Source organism: Gillisella terrae (assembly GCF_004801395.1).
Lineage (GTDB): Bacteria > Pseudomonadota > Alphaproteobacteria > Rhizobiales > Rhizobiaceae > Allorhizobium > Allorhizobium terrae.
Genome location: NZ_SSOA01000002.1, coordinates 590,334 through 605,526 on the forward strand (window position 1 = coordinate 590,334; position 15,193 = coordinate 605,526).

14 protein-coding genes are annotated in these 15,193 nt (G+C 55.4%); 7 read left to right on the plus strand and 7 right to left on the minus strand.

Annotated features, from left to right (window positions below; genetic code table 11):
- Positions 1-64 precede the first annotated feature (64 nt).
- Complete coding sequence (locus E6C51_RS06530) at positions 65-1,048, plus strand: DUF2232 domain-containing protein (protein WP_146928559.1); 984 nt, start codon at positions 65-67, stop codon at positions 1,046-1,048.
- A 17-nt stretch (positions 1,049-1,065) separates the two neighbouring features.
- A complete protein-coding gene (gene rplI / locus E6C51_RS06535; protein ID WP_146928556.1) occupies positions 1,066-1,641 on the plus strand; it encodes a 50S ribosomal protein L9 in 576 nt (191 codons plus the stop codon).
- A gap of 712 nt (positions 1,642-2,353) precedes the next feature.
- Here rplI and E6C51_RS06540 read toward each other — a convergent pair.
- The 3 genes from E6C51_RS06540 to E6C51_RS06550 form a co-directional block, all read right to left on the minus strand.
- A complete protein-coding gene (locus E6C51_RS06540) occupies positions 2,354-3,145 on the minus strand; it encodes an ABC transporter ATP-binding protein (protein ID WP_190235389.1) in 792 nt (263 codons plus the stop codon).
- On the minus strand, positions 3,142-4,230 hold the full coding sequence (locus E6C51_RS06545) for a FecCD family ABC transporter permease (RefSeq protein ID WP_190235390.1): 1,089 nt from the start codon (positions 4,228-4,230) through the stop codon (positions 3,142-3,144). The genes E6C51_RS06540 and E6C51_RS06545 overlap by 4 nt, the downstream gene beginning before the upstream one ends.
- A gap of 184 nt (positions 4,231-4,414) precedes the next feature.
- Positions 4,415-5,560, minus strand: coding sequence for an ABC transporter substrate-binding protein (locus tag E6C51_RS06550; RefSeq protein ID WP_186827616.1), 1,146 nt, complete (start codon positions 5,558-5,560; stop codon positions 4,415-4,417).
- 374 nt (positions 5,561-5,934) lie between these two features.
- On the opposite strand from E6C51_RS06550, the gene E6C51_RS06555 reads away from it, so the two are divergent.
- From E6C51_RS06555 to E6C51_RS06570, 4 genes are all read left to right on the plus strand, one after another.
- On the plus strand, positions 5,935-7,434 hold the full coding sequence (locus E6C51_RS06555; RefSeq protein WP_146928545.1) for a replicative DNA helicase: 1,500 nt from the start codon (positions 5,935-5,937) through the stop codon (positions 7,432-7,434).
- Positions 7,435-7,569: 135 nt separating this feature from the next.
- A complete protein-coding gene (locus E6C51_RS06560) occupies positions 7,570-8,355 on the plus strand; it encodes a transporter substrate-binding domain-containing protein (RefSeq protein ID WP_190235391.1) in 786 nt (261 codons plus the stop codon).
- A 160-nt stretch (positions 8,356-8,515) separates the two neighbouring features.
- A complete protein-coding gene (locus E6C51_RS06565; RefSeq protein WP_190235392.1) occupies positions 8,516-9,187 on the plus strand; it encodes an amino acid ABC transporter permease in 672 nt (223 codons plus the stop codon).
- Positions 9,184-9,843: an amino acid ABC transporter permease gene (locus E6C51_RS06570; protein WP_190235393.1), complete on the plus strand. Its 660-nt coding sequence runs from the start codon at positions 9,184-9,186 to the stop codon at positions 9,841-9,843. The genes E6C51_RS06565 and E6C51_RS06570 overlap by 4 nt, the downstream gene beginning before the upstream one ends.
- 21 nt (positions 9,844-9,864) lie before the next feature.
- Here E6C51_RS06570 and E6C51_RS06575 read toward each other — a convergent pair whose 3' ends face one another.
- Complete coding sequence (locus E6C51_RS06575; protein ID WP_190235394.1) at positions 9,865-10,725, minus strand: AraC family transcriptional regulator; 861 nt, start codon at positions 10,723-10,725, stop codon at positions 9,865-9,867.
- A 196-nt stretch (positions 10,726-10,921) separates the two neighbouring features.
- Between E6C51_RS06575 and alr the strand changes: the two genes are divergently transcribed.
- Entirely contained in the window at positions 10,922-12,085 is a 1,164-nt protein-coding gene (gene alr / locus E6C51_RS06580) for an alanine racemase (RefSeq protein ID WP_190235395.1), read from the plus strand.
- Positions 12,086-12,108: 23 nt separating this feature from the next.
- Here the strand turns inward: alr and E6C51_RS06585 are convergent, their stop codons facing one another.
- The 3 genes from E6C51_RS06585 to E6C51_RS06595 form a co-directional block, all read right to left on the minus strand.
- Positions 12,109-12,849: an SDR family NAD(P)-dependent oxidoreductase gene (locus tag E6C51_RS06585; RefSeq protein ID WP_190235396.1), complete on the minus strand. Its 741-nt coding sequence runs from the start codon at positions 12,847-12,849 to the stop codon at positions 12,109-12,111.
- Positions 12,850-12,870: 21 nt separating this feature from the next.
- Complete coding sequence (gene purF / locus E6C51_RS06590; protein WP_190235397.1) at positions 12,871-14,361, minus strand: amidophosphoribosyltransferase; 1,491 nt, start codon at positions 14,359-14,361, stop codon at positions 12,871-12,873.
- 161 nt (positions 14,362-14,522) lie between these two features.
- Positions 14,523-15,092, minus strand: a complete 570-nt coding sequence (locus tag E6C51_RS06595) for a CvpA family protein (RefSeq protein WP_146928522.1) — start codon at positions 15,090-15,092, stop codon at positions 14,523-14,525.
- Between the last annotated feature and the right edge of the window lie 101 nt (positions 15,093-15,193).

Genomic DNA, 15,193 nt, shown 5'->3' on the forward strand with positions numbered 1-15,193 from the left:
CATGTTGAGGTTTTCGTGCTAGATGGCGCAAACCTCTAACTGCACGATGCGCAGGACAGCGACCTTGAAAAAACTTGATGGAAAATTGCTGCTGACCGGTTTTCTTGCCGGTGTGACCGCCATATTTCTGGTTCTGGCGGCCAATGCGCAACCGTCTTTTTCTTCCGTCTTTTATGCAGCATCAGCGCTTCCTGTGATGATTGTTGGCATGCGCTGGGGCAATATGGCCGCAATTGTTGCCATTATCACGGCGGCCATTGCCGGAGCCCTGGCTGTTTCCCCGCTTTTTGCGGCGGCCATGGCCGTGTTCACGCTGCTTCCCGCTGGCTGGATCAGCCATCTTGCCAATCTGGCGCGCCCCGCATCGGAAATTGGCGGACCGAAACATCTCATGGCGTGGTTTCCGCTGTCGGACATCGTGATGCATCTGTGCGCTCTGGTCTGCATGGGCGTGATCTTTCTGGGCATGTTGATTGGCTATAATGCTGATTTCGTTGGCAATATGATTGATGCCTTGATGCAGGCACTGGCGGAGCGCGATCCAACGGTTGTTGCCAGCCTGACCAACACGTCCAGCATAAAATCGACAATGCTGTTGACCTTGCCCATCGTACAGGCGGGCATGTGGGTCATCATGTTGTTCACGGCTTACTATGTTGCCAGCCGCATTGTTGCTGCCTCCGGTGCGTCCACCCGCCCGCGTGAAGATATTCCATCGGCCCTGCGGATGAACCGCAACGCGCCCTTTATCTTTTTGGCGGGCATAGTTGCCTGTTTCATCGGCGGCGTTCCGGCCCTCATTGGTGCCACGGTTTGCGGTGCCTTCGGCGCAGGCTTTCTGCTTGGCGGCTTTGGCTCCATCCATCTGCGCACCCGCGGCAAGGAATGGCGGCTGCCAGCGCTCATTCTGTCTTACATGGCAACACTTATGGTGTTTCCAGCAATCTTCATCATCATTCTCGGCCTCATCGATACACGGCGCACGGTTGCCCTCACGCCACCGAGGACGGGCGGCAATTCCAATGATGGCAACACACCAAACACTTGAACTGAAAGGATAATACCATGCAAGTGATTCTTCTTGAGCGCATCGCCAAGCTTGGCCAGATGGGCGAAACTGTTAAGGTTCGTGACGGCTTTGCCCGTAACTACCTTTTGCCAACCGGCAAGGCTCTGCGTGCCAATGCTGCCAACAAGGCACGTTTTGAAGCTGAGCGTGCAACGCTTGAAGCCCGTAACCTTGAGCGCAAGTCTGAAGCGCAGGCTGTTGCTGACGTGCTGAACGGCAAGTCCTTCGTGGTTGTTCGCTCTGCTGGCGAAACCGGTCAGCTCTACGGTTCAGTTGCTGCGCGCGACATCGTGGAAGTTCTGGCTGCTGAAGGCTTCAACATTGGCCGCAACCAGGTTGAGCTGAACAACCCAATCAAGACCATTGGTCTCCACACTGTTGTTATGCACCTGCATTCTGAAGTGGAAATCTCGGTTGAGATCAACGTTGCTCGCTCCGCTGAAGAAGCCGAGCGCCAGTCCAAGGGCGAAAGCCTCACATCTGCTGACGCCATCTACGGCGTTGACGAAGATGCTCTGCGTCCAGAAGACTTCTTCGATCCAGACGCTGACCGTGACGGCGACGACGAATAAGCCTATCCATCTTTGGATATGCCAACGCCCGGATCGCAAGATCCGGGCGTTTTGCATTCCCCTACTGCATAATTCCTTAAATCGGAATCGATTTAAGGTGAAAATTATGCAGCAGGCTTAAAGTGTTACAGCGTCCTTTGTGCGCCATATTTGGCGCACGGCGCTGTAGAGTTTGTCAGGGAAAAGCGGAATCCAATTTTCCCGAATAGACAAACGAAAACAAGGAAATCGAGAATCTGTTCGGTTCAGTTTCATAGTACACGACACAAACGCCTTTATGTGCCGTTTACCCCCCTCTGGCTTGCCAGCCATCTCCCACACAAGGAGGGAGATCGGATAGGCGCTCCCGCTCGTTTCTCATAATGAACTCGTGATTTCCGACACATAGGACGTATGCTGTTGAGCAATAGGGTTGCTTTTTGTCGATCTCCCTCCTTGTGGGGGAGATGCCCGGCAGGGCAGAGGGGGGTGAGCTATACGGTAAAACCTATGCGTCGTGTACTGTGGTTCAATTTGAACCTGACAAACTCTACTGCATAATTTTCACCTTAAATCGGAATCGATTTAAGGTGAAAATTATGCAGCAGGCTTAAAGTGTTACAGCGTCCTTTGTGCGCCATATTTGGCGCACGGCGCTGTAAGCATCAGCTGAAAAGTCGGAACCGTTGGCTGCTCTCCCGAAGAGATGCGCCACAATGGCAGTGCCGCCCCGTTACCACAGAAGCGATGTACGCCGCCGCAAAGGATAGATTGCCGAAAATCGCCCATCATCCACATCAATCACCTGACAATACACCCCATAAATCTCGGCGATCATATCCGGCGTCAGCACCTCCCGACAGGGACCGACCGGCAGAGCTTTGCCCCGGTCCAGCACCAACGCCTTGCTGGCGTAGCGTGTGGCCAGGTTCATATCATGCAGGATCACCAGTGTGATGATGTTATATTGACGGGTATAGGCTTGGACCACGTCCAGCATGTGCAACTGATTGGCCAGATCCAGTGCGGATGTCGGCTCATCCAGCAAAAGCAGCTTTGGCCTTCGCACCAGCGCCAGCGCCAGCGCAATCATTTGGCGCTCACCGCCCGACAGGGTTGATGGCTTCAGATTTGCAAACCGGGTCAGGCCCAAAATCCCAAGCGTTTCTTCCGCCTTGGTGAAATTGTCCTTCGCTACCTTCCAGGTGTGACGCCCGCCGCTCTGGGCCAGTAGCATCAATTCAAACACGCTCATTTGTACGCTTAAGTGCGCGAGATCCTGCGCGACATAGCCAACCAATTGCGCGCGGGCAAAAGGTGCGGCATGCAGCAGATCGACATCATCAATCATCGCCTGTCCTTGCGCTGGGCGCAGACCACACAGACCTTTCATGAATGTCGATTTGCCGGCACCATTTGGCCCCAGAACCGCCAGCACTTCACCGGGATGCACGGTCAGCGCCATGGGCTTGATAATCTGCCGCCCACCAATGGCGACCTGATAATCTTGCAAAGTGAGGCTCACAGGGCATCTCCCTTGGTATGTCTCATCACCAGAACGATGAAAAATGGCAGGCCCGCAAGGGCTGTTACCATGCCAAAGGGCAGCACGGCGCCGGGCACAATCACCTTGGTGGCCAAGGAAGCCACAGTTGCAAAAACAGCCCCGACCGCCACGGTGGCCGCTATGGTAAATCGGTGGTCCTCACCCGTCAGCATCCGCGCAACATGTGGCCCAACCAGCCCGATGAAACCTACAATGCCAACAACGGCTGTGACCGAGCCTGCAAGCAGTGCCGAAATGACCAGCATGATGATGCGCATGCGCCGCACCGGCACGCCAAACACCACGGCCTGTTCGCCAAAGCTGCGCAAGGCCGTCAGCAACCACGCATGAAAAAGAACGATGGGAATCATTGCGAGGCTTAAGCCTCCCGCGATGCCAACCTTGAGCCATGTGGCGCGCAGCAGCGACCCCATCAGCCAAAAGACGATGCTCTGCAACTGATCGACGCTCGCCATATATTGGATCAACGACAGCAGCGAACTGAACACAAAATGCAGGGCAATGCCCAAAAGCGTGATGGATTGAACGCTCTTGCCGCCTTTGGAGAGCAACAAAACCAACCCCGCAGCCAGCAAGGCAAAGACAAAGGCATTGACCGCCGTGACCAGTTCCAGAGGGATGAAGGGCATGATCGAGGTCAGCGACACGCTGAATCCAAGCGCCAAAGCAGCACCAAAACCAGCCGCAGACGAAACTCCAAGCGTGAAAGGTTCGGCCAGCGGGTTGTCCAAAATCGTCTGCATGAGCAGGCCGGACAGCGAAAGGCTGACGCCGGTTACCAGTGCCATCATCGTCATGGGCATGCGCAAATCCCAGACGATAAAACGGGTGCCGGGATCAACTGTGGTCGGCGAAAACAGAGCATTCAGCACCTGCGTCATCGTCAAGGTGCCCGAGCCCACGGCAATATCGACGATGCAGGTAAAGGCCGCGATTAGAAAAAGCGTCAGGACAAGGGCAATCCTGAGCACCACTGATCGGTCGTAGTGACGGCTTGCCCCTGTGTCCATGACAGATCGATCCATCGGAGAATAGGCGCTCATGATGTCTCACGCAGGTTGTTTAGAGCTTGTCAGGGAAAAGTGGAATCCGGTTTTTCTGATCAGACAAACGAAGACGGGGAGGTTTAGAGACTGTCAGGTTCAATCTGAACCTGACAGTCTCTAAAATATGACAGAAACACACCGCCGGGAGCGATGTGTTTCAAAATTTCTATTTTCAGTCTGATTAATGAACTTTTGGAGCCTGAACGCCAAAGGTGAGCGGCGTATCCTTGGGCAGGTCCGTGAGGGTCGCGACCAGCGTGTGCAGCGTTGCGTTTGGATCGAGATCCTTCAGGCGATCAGGATAAAAGGCTTTTGCCATATATTCGATGGCAAAAATATTCCATGGGCTGGCGTAGAGCTGGTGATAGAGACCAATGACACGGCCATCGGTAATCGCTTTGATGTGATCAAAGCCCTGACGACGCTCCAGCGCACCAAGATCAGATTCGATCTTGGCCTTGTCATTGGTAAAGCCCAACGGTGGAGAGACCGAGCCTGCATTGGTAAACGGTGAGCCGCTCATGACAAAAACATCCGGAGCCGCCGAGATCACGCTCTCCATCGTCACATCGCCGGTGCGGGTTTTCAGCAAGGTGCTGCCAAGGTTGATACCGCCTGCGGCCTGCGCCAGCTTGCCAAAAAAGACATCGCCATGGGTGAAGCAGCAGGTATCCAACCCCTTCTGCCCTGCCTTGGCTTCGACAAACACTTTTGGCTTGGGCGCACCGTCAATGGCCTTTTCAACGGCCTTCAAATGGCTTTCATAGAAATCCGCGAATTCCTTGGCTTCCTTTTCCCGGTTCAGCACCTTGCCAAGAAGGCTGACCGTTTTCGGTGCGTCCACCGCCGGGTCCACCTGCGTATCAATCATCACCACAGGAATGCCCAGCTCTTTCAGCCGTGCCGTGACATTGGCATCATCCAGAGCCGGCTTGACGCGGGCCTGCACAATGACCAGATCGGGTTTGGCAGCCACGATTTGCTCGAGGTTCACCTGCCCCTCATCGCCAAACTGCATATCCACGGCCCGATTGGCACTTTGAGGCCATTTGCTCTCAAACACTTTCCACGCCTGTTTGTCGGAGCGTGCCAGCAAATTGTTCCACACCACGATGCGCTTGAAAGGATCAGCCCGATCAAGCAGGGCCAGAGAAAACAGATCGCGGCCGTCCTGCACAACAATGCGCTGCGGCTCGTGGGCAATTTCAACCGATCGGCCAGCGAGGTCGGTGACAGTTACCGGGTAATCCGTGGCACCGGCCATGGACGCTGGCAAAACCAGCGCCAGGCCCAAGCAAAACAGCCGAGAAACGCTAAAATTTTTCATTGTCAAAATATCCTTCTCTGCAACGCAATTGTGGTGCATCAAGAGCGGCACGTGTTGCACACGCGCTCTTCTTTCATCTTGAACGCGTACTCCTCCATAAACTTGATTTGGTCAATCATGTTAGGCGCACATTTTTGTGAACGCTCCGTATTGTGTTTATGGCCCGGACTTGAGTCCTTTGGCTTGGCAAGGAAAATCACAGTCCCATGCAGGCAAAATGTGCCGTCTGTGGATAAATGGGAGAACGCATGTTTCCGTTCCACCATGGGGGTCAGGCGCGGTATGATGCGCGCAAGACGGTTGACTATCCAAACCGCAGGCGACAAACCCCACCCTTGATATAGAGACTCCAGAGAAGAAAGCGGTCGTCCACAATGAACGATGCTTCAAGAAAGCTGAACAGTATGCCAGCAGGCGATGCCATGTACCGAGAAGCCCCGAGCAATATCGAGGCCGAACAGGCGTTGTTGGGTGCCATTCTGGTCAACAACGATGCCTATTACCGCGTCTCGGACTTTCTGAAGGGGCCGCATTTTCAAGAAGCCCTGCACCGCAAGATTTTTGAGGTCGCAGGTGACATCATCCGTATGGGCAAGACGGCCAATCCCGTCACCATCAAAACCTTTCTGCCGTCTGATCAGAAAGTGGGCGAGATGACGGTTGCCCAATATCTGGCGCGTCTGGCGTCGGAAGCCGTGTCGATCATCAATGCGGAAGACTATGGCCGTGCGATTTACGATCTGGCGCTGCGTCGCGCCCTGATCCAGATCGGCGAAGACATGGTCAACATTGCCTATGACGCGCCTTTGGATATGCCGCCGCAGGCGCAGATTGAGGACACCGAGCGCCGCCTGTTTGATCTTGCCGAAAACGGTCGCTACGATGGCGGTTTCCAATCCTTCAACGATGCCGTAGCACTCGCCGTGGATATGGCAGGGGCTGCCTTTGAGCGTGATGGCCATCTCTCCGGTATTTCCACCGGTATTCACTCGCTCGATAGCAAGATGGGCGGTTTGCAACGCTCCGACTTGATCGTGCTGGCCGGTCGTCCCGGTATGGGTAAAACCTCGCTGGCCACCAATATTGCCTGGAACATTGCCGCAGCTTACGAGCCGGAAGTGATGCCGGATGGCTCATTCAAGGCCAAGAACGGTGGTGTGGTCGGCTTCTACTCGCTCGAAATGTCGTCCGAGCAGCTCGCCACCCGTATCATGTCCGAACAGACCGAAGTGTCATCTTCGAAAATCCGCCGTGGTGACATCACCGAGCATGAGTTTGAAAAGCTGGTTGGCTTTTCGCAGACCATGCAAAAAGTGCCGCTGTTTATTGACCAGACCGGTGGTATTTCCATTGCCCAGCTCTCGGCCCGCGCCCGTCGTTTGAAGCGTCAGCGCGGCCTTGATTGTCTCGTGGTGGACTATATTCAGCTGATGACGGGCTCCGGCGGCAAAGGCGGCGAAAACCGCGTGCAGGAAATCACCCAGATCACCACCGGTCTGAAAGCCTTGGGCAAAGAGTTGAACGTTCCAATCATCGCGCTCTCGCAGCTATCGCGTCAGGTGGAAAGCCGCGACGACAAGCGCCCGCAGCTCTCCGACCTTCGTGAATCGGGTTCGATCGAGCAGGACGCCGACGTGGTGATGTTCGTGTTCCGTGAGGAATATTACGTGCAAAATCTTGAGCCACGCGATCAGGCCGATCCGAAATATCCCGAATGGGAAGCGCAAATGGAAAAGGTGCGCGGCACGGCAGACGTGATCATTGCCAAGCAGCGTCACGGACCCACCGGCACGGTCAAACTGGCCTTCCAGGCACAGTTCACCCGGTTTGCTGATCTGGCCGATCCAAGCTTCACGCCTTACGAGGAAGCCTAAACCTGATTTGCACAAAAATGCGCCAGCTTGGCTGGCAATTATACACATGATGAAAAAGGTCGCATTGTTTTGCGGCCTTTTTTTTCATTGGCACGGCACTTGCATTTTAAGGGGCAAATCTAACTGGAGTTTGAAATGCACCGTAGAACCTTGCTGGCCGCCATTGGCCTTTCTGTCGCCTCGCTTGTGGCTTCTGTTCCTGCTCACGCCGATGCTTTGAGCGATATTACCGCGCGCGGCACGCTACGCGTTGCTGTTCCTCAGGATTTTCCGCCCTTTGGCAGCGTTGGCACCGATATGCAGCCTCTGGGCTATGACATCGACACCGCCAAGCTGATTGCCGACAAATTGAAGGTGAAGGTAGAGCTGGTGCCCGTGGCCAGTGCCAACCGCATTCCTTATCTGCAAACCAATAAGGTTGATCTGGTCATTTCCAGCCTTGGCAAAAATCCGGACCGCGAACAAGTCATCGACTTTTCCGATGCCTATGCTCCATTCTACAATGGCGTTTTTGCCCCGGCTGACATTGCCATCAAAACCGCAGCAGACCTGGCTGGCAAGACTGTAGGCGTTACCCGCGGTGCCATTGAGGATCTTGAACTCACCAAGATCGCCCCGGCAGACGCCACCATCAAGCGCTATGAAGATAACAACGGCACGATTTCGGCCTTTCTCTCCGGTCAGGTCGAAGCCGTGGCAACCGGCAATGTTGTGGCAGCAGCCATTCTTGCCAAAAACCCGCCAAAGCGGCCTGAGCCAAAGTTCCTGATTAAGAACTCGCCTTGCTACATCGGCCTCAACAAGAATGAGCCTGCTCTTCTGGCAAAGGTCAACGCCATCATTGCAGAAGCCCGCAAGGATGGCTCCTTGAATAAAATCTCCGAGAAATGGCTGGGCGCGCCTGTGCCTGCGGATCTCTGAACAAACAGGGTTTCAGATCGGTAAGATCCTGAGCCAACCACCTTTCCCGGCAGACATCGCTCTCCAAGCCGCCTGCCTGCCGGGGCTTTTATGCTGCCGGTTTCCCATCAAAATCGCAGCATGTTCACGGGTGAAAACCCAGCCCGATGCGGGATAGGTCATGCATTACATATTCAACTTCAGCTGGATTGCTGAATATTACCCCATCATCCTCAAAGGCATTGGTGTCACGATCGAACTCACGTTGATTGGCGGCATTGTCGGCATTGCACTTGGCATCGTCTGTGCGTGGGCGCGCGCCCTTGGGCCAAAGTGGATCAAGCCGCCGGTTGCCATCTATGTGGAGCTGATCCGCAATACGCCGTTCATTATCCAGTTGTTCTTCATCTTTTTCGGCCTGCCCGCCACCGGATTGAAGCTGACGGAAATGGAAGCCGCCAATCTGGCGATGATCATCAACCTTGGCGCTTATTCGTGCGAAATCATCCGCGCTGGCATAGAGGCAACCCCCAAAGGTCAGTTTGAAGCGGGCAAAGCGCTGGCGCTTCGCCCCTTGCAAACCTTTCGCCTGATCATTCTCATTCCGGCCTTGCAGCGCATATGGCCAGCATTGTCGTCGCAGGTGGTCATTGTCATGCTTGGCTCGGCTGTGGTGTCGCAAATTGCCGCGCAAGATTTGACCTTTGCCGCCAATTTCATTCAATCGCGCACCTTCCGCGCCTTTGAAGCCTATATGGTATCCACTGCCGTCTATCTTCTCCTCGCCATTTTGCTTCGGCAAATTCTGGCGATGATTGGTCGCCACATCTTTCCACAAGGGGCAACACGATGATCCAGTTCACCCTTTGGGATATTTTGCGCAATCTGCTGCTTGCCACCCGCTGGACTCTGGTGCTCTCCGTGGTGTCCTTTGTTGGTGGCGGTGTGGTGGGCTTGCTATTGCTGTTTCTTCGCATCTCAGTGGCTCGCACCGCCCGCATTTTCGCGCGCGGTTTTATTGAGTTTTTTCAAGGCACGCCGTTGCTGATGCAATTGTTCATTGCCTTTTTCGGCCTTGGCCTGTTTGGCATTGATGTGCCAGCATGGCTCGCGGCTGGCGTTGCCCTCACCTGCTGGACGGCGGCCTTTCTGGCCGAGATCTGGCGCGGTTGCGTTGAGGCTGTGCCGAAAGGCCAGTGGGAAGCGGGCAAAAGCCTGGCGCTGAGCTATATGCAGCAAATGCGGCTGATTATCCTGCCGCAGGCTCTGCGCATTGCGATTGCCCCCACGGCGGGCTTTTCGGTGCAGGTGGTCAAGGGCACGGCGCTGACCTCTATTATCGGCTTTGTCGAGCTGTCCAAAGCTGGCGGCATTGTCACCAACGCCACCTTCCAGCCGTTCACGGTCTATGGTCTGGTGGCCCTGATCTATTTTGTCATCTGCTTTCCGCTGTCGCGCTATTCCAAATATCTGGAGCGGAAGTTTTCTGCGGCCCCCGTTGGCCACTGACCATTGGCCATTGAACAGGCCCTATCCGCGCCGAAACTGCGCGGGCGTCATGCCCGTGCGGGCTTTGAAATTGCGGGTGAAATGGGCCTGATCGGCAAAGCCACAGGCAAAAGCAACGTCGATGGGCGACATCCCCTCACTCAATTGCTTTTGCGCCGCTCTGATCCGCAACGATGTCAGATAGGCGTGCGGCGTGATATGGAAGGCTGCGCGAAAACTGCGGATGAGATGGGCGCGGCTGGTGCCGACCTCAGCGGCCAGCTGCGCAAGCCCCACATCATCAGCAAAATGAGCGTGGAGGTAATCCCGCGCCCGCGTCACCGCCGCATCCTGAGCGATTTTGGTCACCAAAGGTCGCAACTGGCTATGGCGGGCAAAAATTGCCGCGAGAACGCCCATCATGCCCTCCTCTTCCTCCAAGGCACCCGCCCTGTTTTCCATCAGGCGATGGGCATGGTTGAAAGCATGGGCCAAGGCGGGATCGTGCACAATCTGTTCGGGAAAAAAGGGCATGCCGCACTGGGAGCGATCTGAAAATTCTTCCAGCAACTCCTGCACCATGGCGACAGATGGATAAATCATCCGGTAGCGATAGACACCACCCACCGGGCTGCCATCATGAACCTCATCCGGGTTGATCAAATAAAGATCACCCGGCCCGCACACACGCTTGGCACCGCGAATAGTGGCCAATTTTAGCCCGGTTTCCATCGCGCCAAGGCCGAAATGCTCGTGAGCATGGGGGGAAAACCGATGGGTGATAAAGGTGGCGCTCATGCATTCCATGCCACCAAAGCGCGGGTCGCGCCAAAACTCTGTCGCCTCCTGTGGGGGAGGTAAAACGGCAAGCAGCGGGGTACGATCCAGACAAACAGTGTGCATGGCAAAGACAATAGCAGCCTCTGCCCGTTTCAGTCTTGAAGAAAAGTGCTACAGCGTCCTTTGTGCGCCAAATATGGCTCACAAAGGACGCTGTAACACTTTTAAGCTGCTGCATAATTTTCTCCTCAAATCGATTCCGATTTAAGGAATTATGCAGTAGGCTGATCTCAAAGTTTTCCAGCCATAAAGCGTTTCCATGCCCAAATCTCCATTTGAAATTCCGCCCTCTGATTCGTTTTTGAATGCGCCGCTCAGGGCAACCATTGATCTTCAGGCTTTGGCTGATAACTGGCGCTTCATGAGCCGCCAATCGGGCAAGGCGCGCGCAGGTGCTGTCGTGAAGGCTGATGCTTATGGTCTTGGTATCGAAGACGCAGGCCAGACGCTTTACAATGCCGGTGCGCGTGATTTTTTCGTCGCCGTGCCCCCAGAAGGAGAAACACTGCGCATTTATGCGCCGGATGCGCGGATTTTTGTGCTCTCGGGTCTTTGGGAAGGCATGGAAGACATTTTCTTCGACAATGATCTGGTGCCGGTGATCGCTTCCGAGGAGCAACTGGCCTTCTGGATGCGCACCGTAGCCGAACATGGCGATCACCCTTGCGCGATGCATGTGGATACTGGCTTTAATCGGCTGGGTCTTTCCATGGAAGACGCGCTTTATCTGGCATCCGATGTCTCGCGTCCGGCCAGCTTTTCGCCTGTGCTGCTTCTCAGCCATCTGGCTTGCGCCGATGATCCGGCATCGCCAATGAACCAGAAACAGCTTGAGGCCTTTCGCACCATTCGCGCAGCCTTTGAGGGCATTGAGGCCAGCTTGTCGGCCTCGGCTGGAACCTTCTTAGACTCCGATTATCACTTTGACCTCACCCGGCCGGGTATTAGCCTCTACGGCGCAGAGGCCGTCAATGGTGTTGCCAATCCCATGAAGCCCGTCGTCAAGGCAGAAGCCCGAATCATTCAGGTCCGCAATGCCAAAGCGGGCGAAACCGTGAGCTATGGTGCGGCATGTACACTCAACCGCGATAGCCGCCTTGCCATAGCGTCTGTGGGGTATGCCGATGGTTATTTGCGCAATCTCTCCGGCCATGGCGTGGCCTTGCGCAACACCGGGCTTTCGGGTGCATCCGGCTTTATCGCAGGACATAAAGTGCCAGTGGTGGGCCGCGTGACAATGGATATGACGATTTTTGATGTGACAGACGTGCCGGAAAAAGCCGTGTCGGCAGGTGATTATATCGAGGTTTTCGGACCAAATATGCCGATTGACGATGTGGCACGCAATGCTGGCACCATTGGCTATGAGATGCTCACAAGCCTCGGACTGCGCTATGAGCGCCACTATCTGGAAGCAGAATGAGGGGGGAGAAATCTCTCCCCTTTTTATGCCGGATTCACATAATCTTTGATGCGGTTTTCGCGGACCACAAACAGCTTGCCTGTCTCGGTCTGATCGGGGCCAAGCAATGGCATGAGCAACTGCGCAACAGTGGACGGATGCGGTAATGTGTCGGGATCTTCTCCCGGCATGGCTTGGGCGCGCATGGCGGTGCGAGTCGCTCCCGGATCAACCGAGAGAATGCGCAGCGGCAGCCGTGCAGATTCTGCCGCCCATGTGCGCGCCAAAGCCTCAACCGCGGCCTTGGAGGCTGAATACGGCCCCCAGAAGGGTTTGCACTTATGGGCAGCGCCCGATGACAGAATCAACGCCCTGCCCTGATCGGATTTGGTAATCAGCGGATCAATCGAGCGGATCAGCCGCCACGTTGCCGTGACATTGATGGTCATGACCTTGTCAAACACCTTGGCTTCCACATGACCCACCGGCGAGATTGTGCCCAGCACGCCAGCATTGGCCACCAGAATATCCAGCTTGCCCCAGCGCTCAAAAATAGAGCCACCCAGCGCATCGATGGCTGCCATGTCCGCGAGATCAAACGGCACCAGCGTGGCGCTGCCACCTATGGATTTGATGGCATCGTCGAGGTCTTCAAGACCGCCCACCGTGCGGGCGCAGGCAATGACATGCGCCCCGGCTTTGGCGAGTTCCAAAGCCGTAAAATAGCCAATCCCGCGCGACGCGCCTGTGACCAGCGCAATGCGGCCCTTAAGATCTACTGTCATGCCTGCTCCCCCCCGATCTATTCAGCCGTGGCTGGCCAAAACCGAGACTTTCCGTCCGGCTTTTTCGCCTTCCTTGTCCAACAACCGGGTGGGATAATCGCCGGTGAAGTAATGGTCGGTAAATTGTGGGTTTTCAGGATTGCGTGGCTCGCCACCCACGGCACGATAGAGACCATCAATGGAGAGAAAAGCGAGGGAGTCAGCGCCAATATATTTCGCCATGGCCTCGGCACCGGCATATTGATTGGCCAACAGCTTTTCAGCATCCGGCGTATCAATGCCGTAGAAATCAGGATGATAAATCATCGGGCTGGCCACACGGATATGCACTTCCTTGGCCCCAGCATCACGGATCATCTGCACGATTTTCAACGATGTTGTGCCGCGCACAATCGAATCATCCACCAGAATGACGCGCTTGCCCTCAATCATCGCCCGGTTGGCGGAATGCTTGAGCTTGACGCCGAAAGCGCGGATCTGCTGGGTTGGCTCAATAAAGGTGCGGCCAACATAATGGTTGCGGATAATGCCATATTCAAACGGAATGCCGCTGGCCTGCGCATAGCCCAGAGCAGCAGGTGTTCCGCCATCGGGCACCGGCACCACCACATCACCTTCACAAGGGGCTTCAAGCGCCAGATTGGCACCCATGTTCTTGCGGGTCTGATAGACGTTGCGGCCGCTGACCACCGAGTCAGGGCGGGCAAAATAGACATATTCAAACAGGCAGGGACGCTCTGGCTGCGGACGCGCGGGACGGCGAGAATCCACCGTGATCGAGCCATCGGGCTGGATTTCGCAGATGATTACTTCGCCATTTTCCACGTCGCGGATATATTTCGCGCCAATGATATCCAGCGCACAGGTCTCCGAGCAGAAAATCGGCTTGCCATCCAGCTCACCCATCACCAGCGGACGAATACCAATTGGGTCTCGCGCCGCAATCAGCTTGGTGCGGGTCATGGCCAGCATGGAATAGCCGCCTTCCATCTGCCGGATGGCATCGATGAAACGATCTGCTGTCGAGCTATGGCGCGAACGGGCAATCAGATGCAGCACCACTTCGGTATCCGAGGTGGACTGACAGATCGCGCCGGTGGCAATGATCTGGCGGCGAAGCGTCAAGCCATTGGTGAAATTGCCGTTATGGGCAATGGCAATGCCGCCCTCTTCCAACTCGGCAAACAGTGGCTGCACATTGCGTAGCGCCACTTCGCCGGTGGTGGAATAGCGGGTATGGCCAATCGAGGCCGAGCCTGGCAATTTCGCCAGCGTCACCGGGTTGGTGTAGTGGTCGCCCACCAGCCCCATATGCTTTTCGGTGTGGAACTGTTTGCCGTCAAAGGAGACAATGCCTGCTGCCTCCTGACCGCGATGCTGAAGCGCATGCAGCCCGAGAGCTGTGAGCGTTGCTGCATCGGGATGACCCAAAATGCCAAACACACCGCATTCTTCATGCAGCGTGTCGCCATCCAGATCTTCAAGGAAGGTTGAGGAATTGGTCTGTGTCATTGCAACAAGCCTTTGCTCGATACAGGGCGGGGAAGAACAAATTCTGAATTATCACAGTCTTCGCCCCATATAAGAAGGCCTGCGATAAACTTCCATACAGTGTTTATGAATGCCTAACATTCTTTCTTGCACAAGCGATCAGCACCCAAGCAGGGGGACCATCAATTGCCAGTCGCATCTTCTGCAGGGGCCTGACCATCGGCAGGGGCTGGCTGCTCCTTGCCCAGAATGCGCGCCCGCAACTGCGGCTCAATATCCTTTGGCAAGGCAGCTTCAAGCTTGACCACCAGCGCATCCAAAAACGGCTTGGACTTGGCGTTATTGACCCATTCCGGCCGCTGATTGGCATCAAACAACCAGTTCCAAAACGCCACGGCCACCACGAGCAAAAGAATACCGCGCGCTGCGCCAAACAAAAAGCCAAGCGTGCGATCCAAAGCGCCAACCCGGCTATCAATAATGAAATCGGCGATGCGCGACGTAATCACCGAAATCACAATCAAGGCGATGAGGAAGATACCACCGGCCGAGGCGGCAATGGCAATGCGCTGATCGCCGGTGTGGCTTTGCGCATAGGGAAGAACGAAGGGATAAAGATAGTAGGCTGCGGCAAGCGCACCCACCCAACTGGCAATCGACAGAATTTCGCGTGAAAAACCGCGGATCATCGCAAGCACCGCCGAGAAAAGCGTAACACCGATGACAATACCGTCGAAAATCGTAATGGGCATTCAGTTCAACTCCAGAACCTAAACCTGCAAAGCGGCTTTGCCGAGCAGGCACCAGTCAAGTTTTGCGCCATCTCTGGCCTTGTTCTCTCACATGGCCTCTC

Excerpts from the sequence above, each read along its gene's own strand:
- rplI (WP_146928556.1), top strand. The coding sequence starts at position 1,066 with ATGCAAGTGATTCTTCTTGAGCGCATCGCCAAGCTTGGCCAGATGGGC.
- E6C51_RS06545 (WP_190235390.1), bottom strand. The coding sequence starts at position 4,230 with ATGAGCGCCTATTCTCCGATGGATCGATCTGTCATGGACACAGGGGCA.
- E6C51_RS06550 (WP_186827616.1), bottom strand. The coding sequence starts at position 5,560 with ATGAAAAATTTTAGCGTTTCTCGGCTGTTTTGCTTGGGCCTGGCGCTG.
- E6C51_RS06555 (WP_146928545.1), top strand. The coding sequence starts at position 5,935 with ATGAACGATGCTTCAAGAAAGCTGAACAGTATGCCAGCAGGCGATGCC.
- E6C51_RS06560 (WP_190235391.1), top strand. The coding sequence starts at position 7,570 with ATGCACCGTAGAACCTTGCTGGCCGCCATTGGCCTTTCTGTCGCCTCG.
- E6C51_RS06565 (WP_190235392.1), top strand. The coding sequence starts at position 8,516 with ATGCATTACATATTCAACTTCAGCTGGATTGCTGAATATTACCCCATC.
- E6C51_RS06570 (WP_190235393.1), top strand. The coding sequence starts at position 9,184 with ATGATCCAGTTCACCCTTTGGGATATTTTGCGCAATCTGCTGCTTGCC.
- E6C51_RS06575 (WP_190235394.1), bottom strand. The coding sequence starts at position 10,725 with ATGCACACTGTTTGTCTGGATCGTACCCCGCTGCTTGCCGTTTTACCT.
- alr (WP_190235395.1), top strand. The coding sequence starts at position 10,922 with ATGCCCAAATCTCCATTTGAAATTCCGCCCTCTGATTCGTTTTTGAAT.
- E6C51_RS06585 (WP_190235396.1), bottom strand. The coding sequence starts at position 12,849 with ATGACAGTAGATCTTAAGGGCCGCATTGCGCTGGTCACAGGCGCGTCG.
- purF (WP_190235397.1), bottom strand. The coding sequence starts at position 14,361 with ATGACACAGACCAATTCCTCAACCTTCCTTGAAGATCTGGATGGCGAC.
- E6C51_RS06595 (WP_146928522.1), bottom strand. The coding sequence starts at position 15,092 with ATGCCCATTACGATTTTCGACGGTATTGTCATCGGTGTTACGCTTTTC.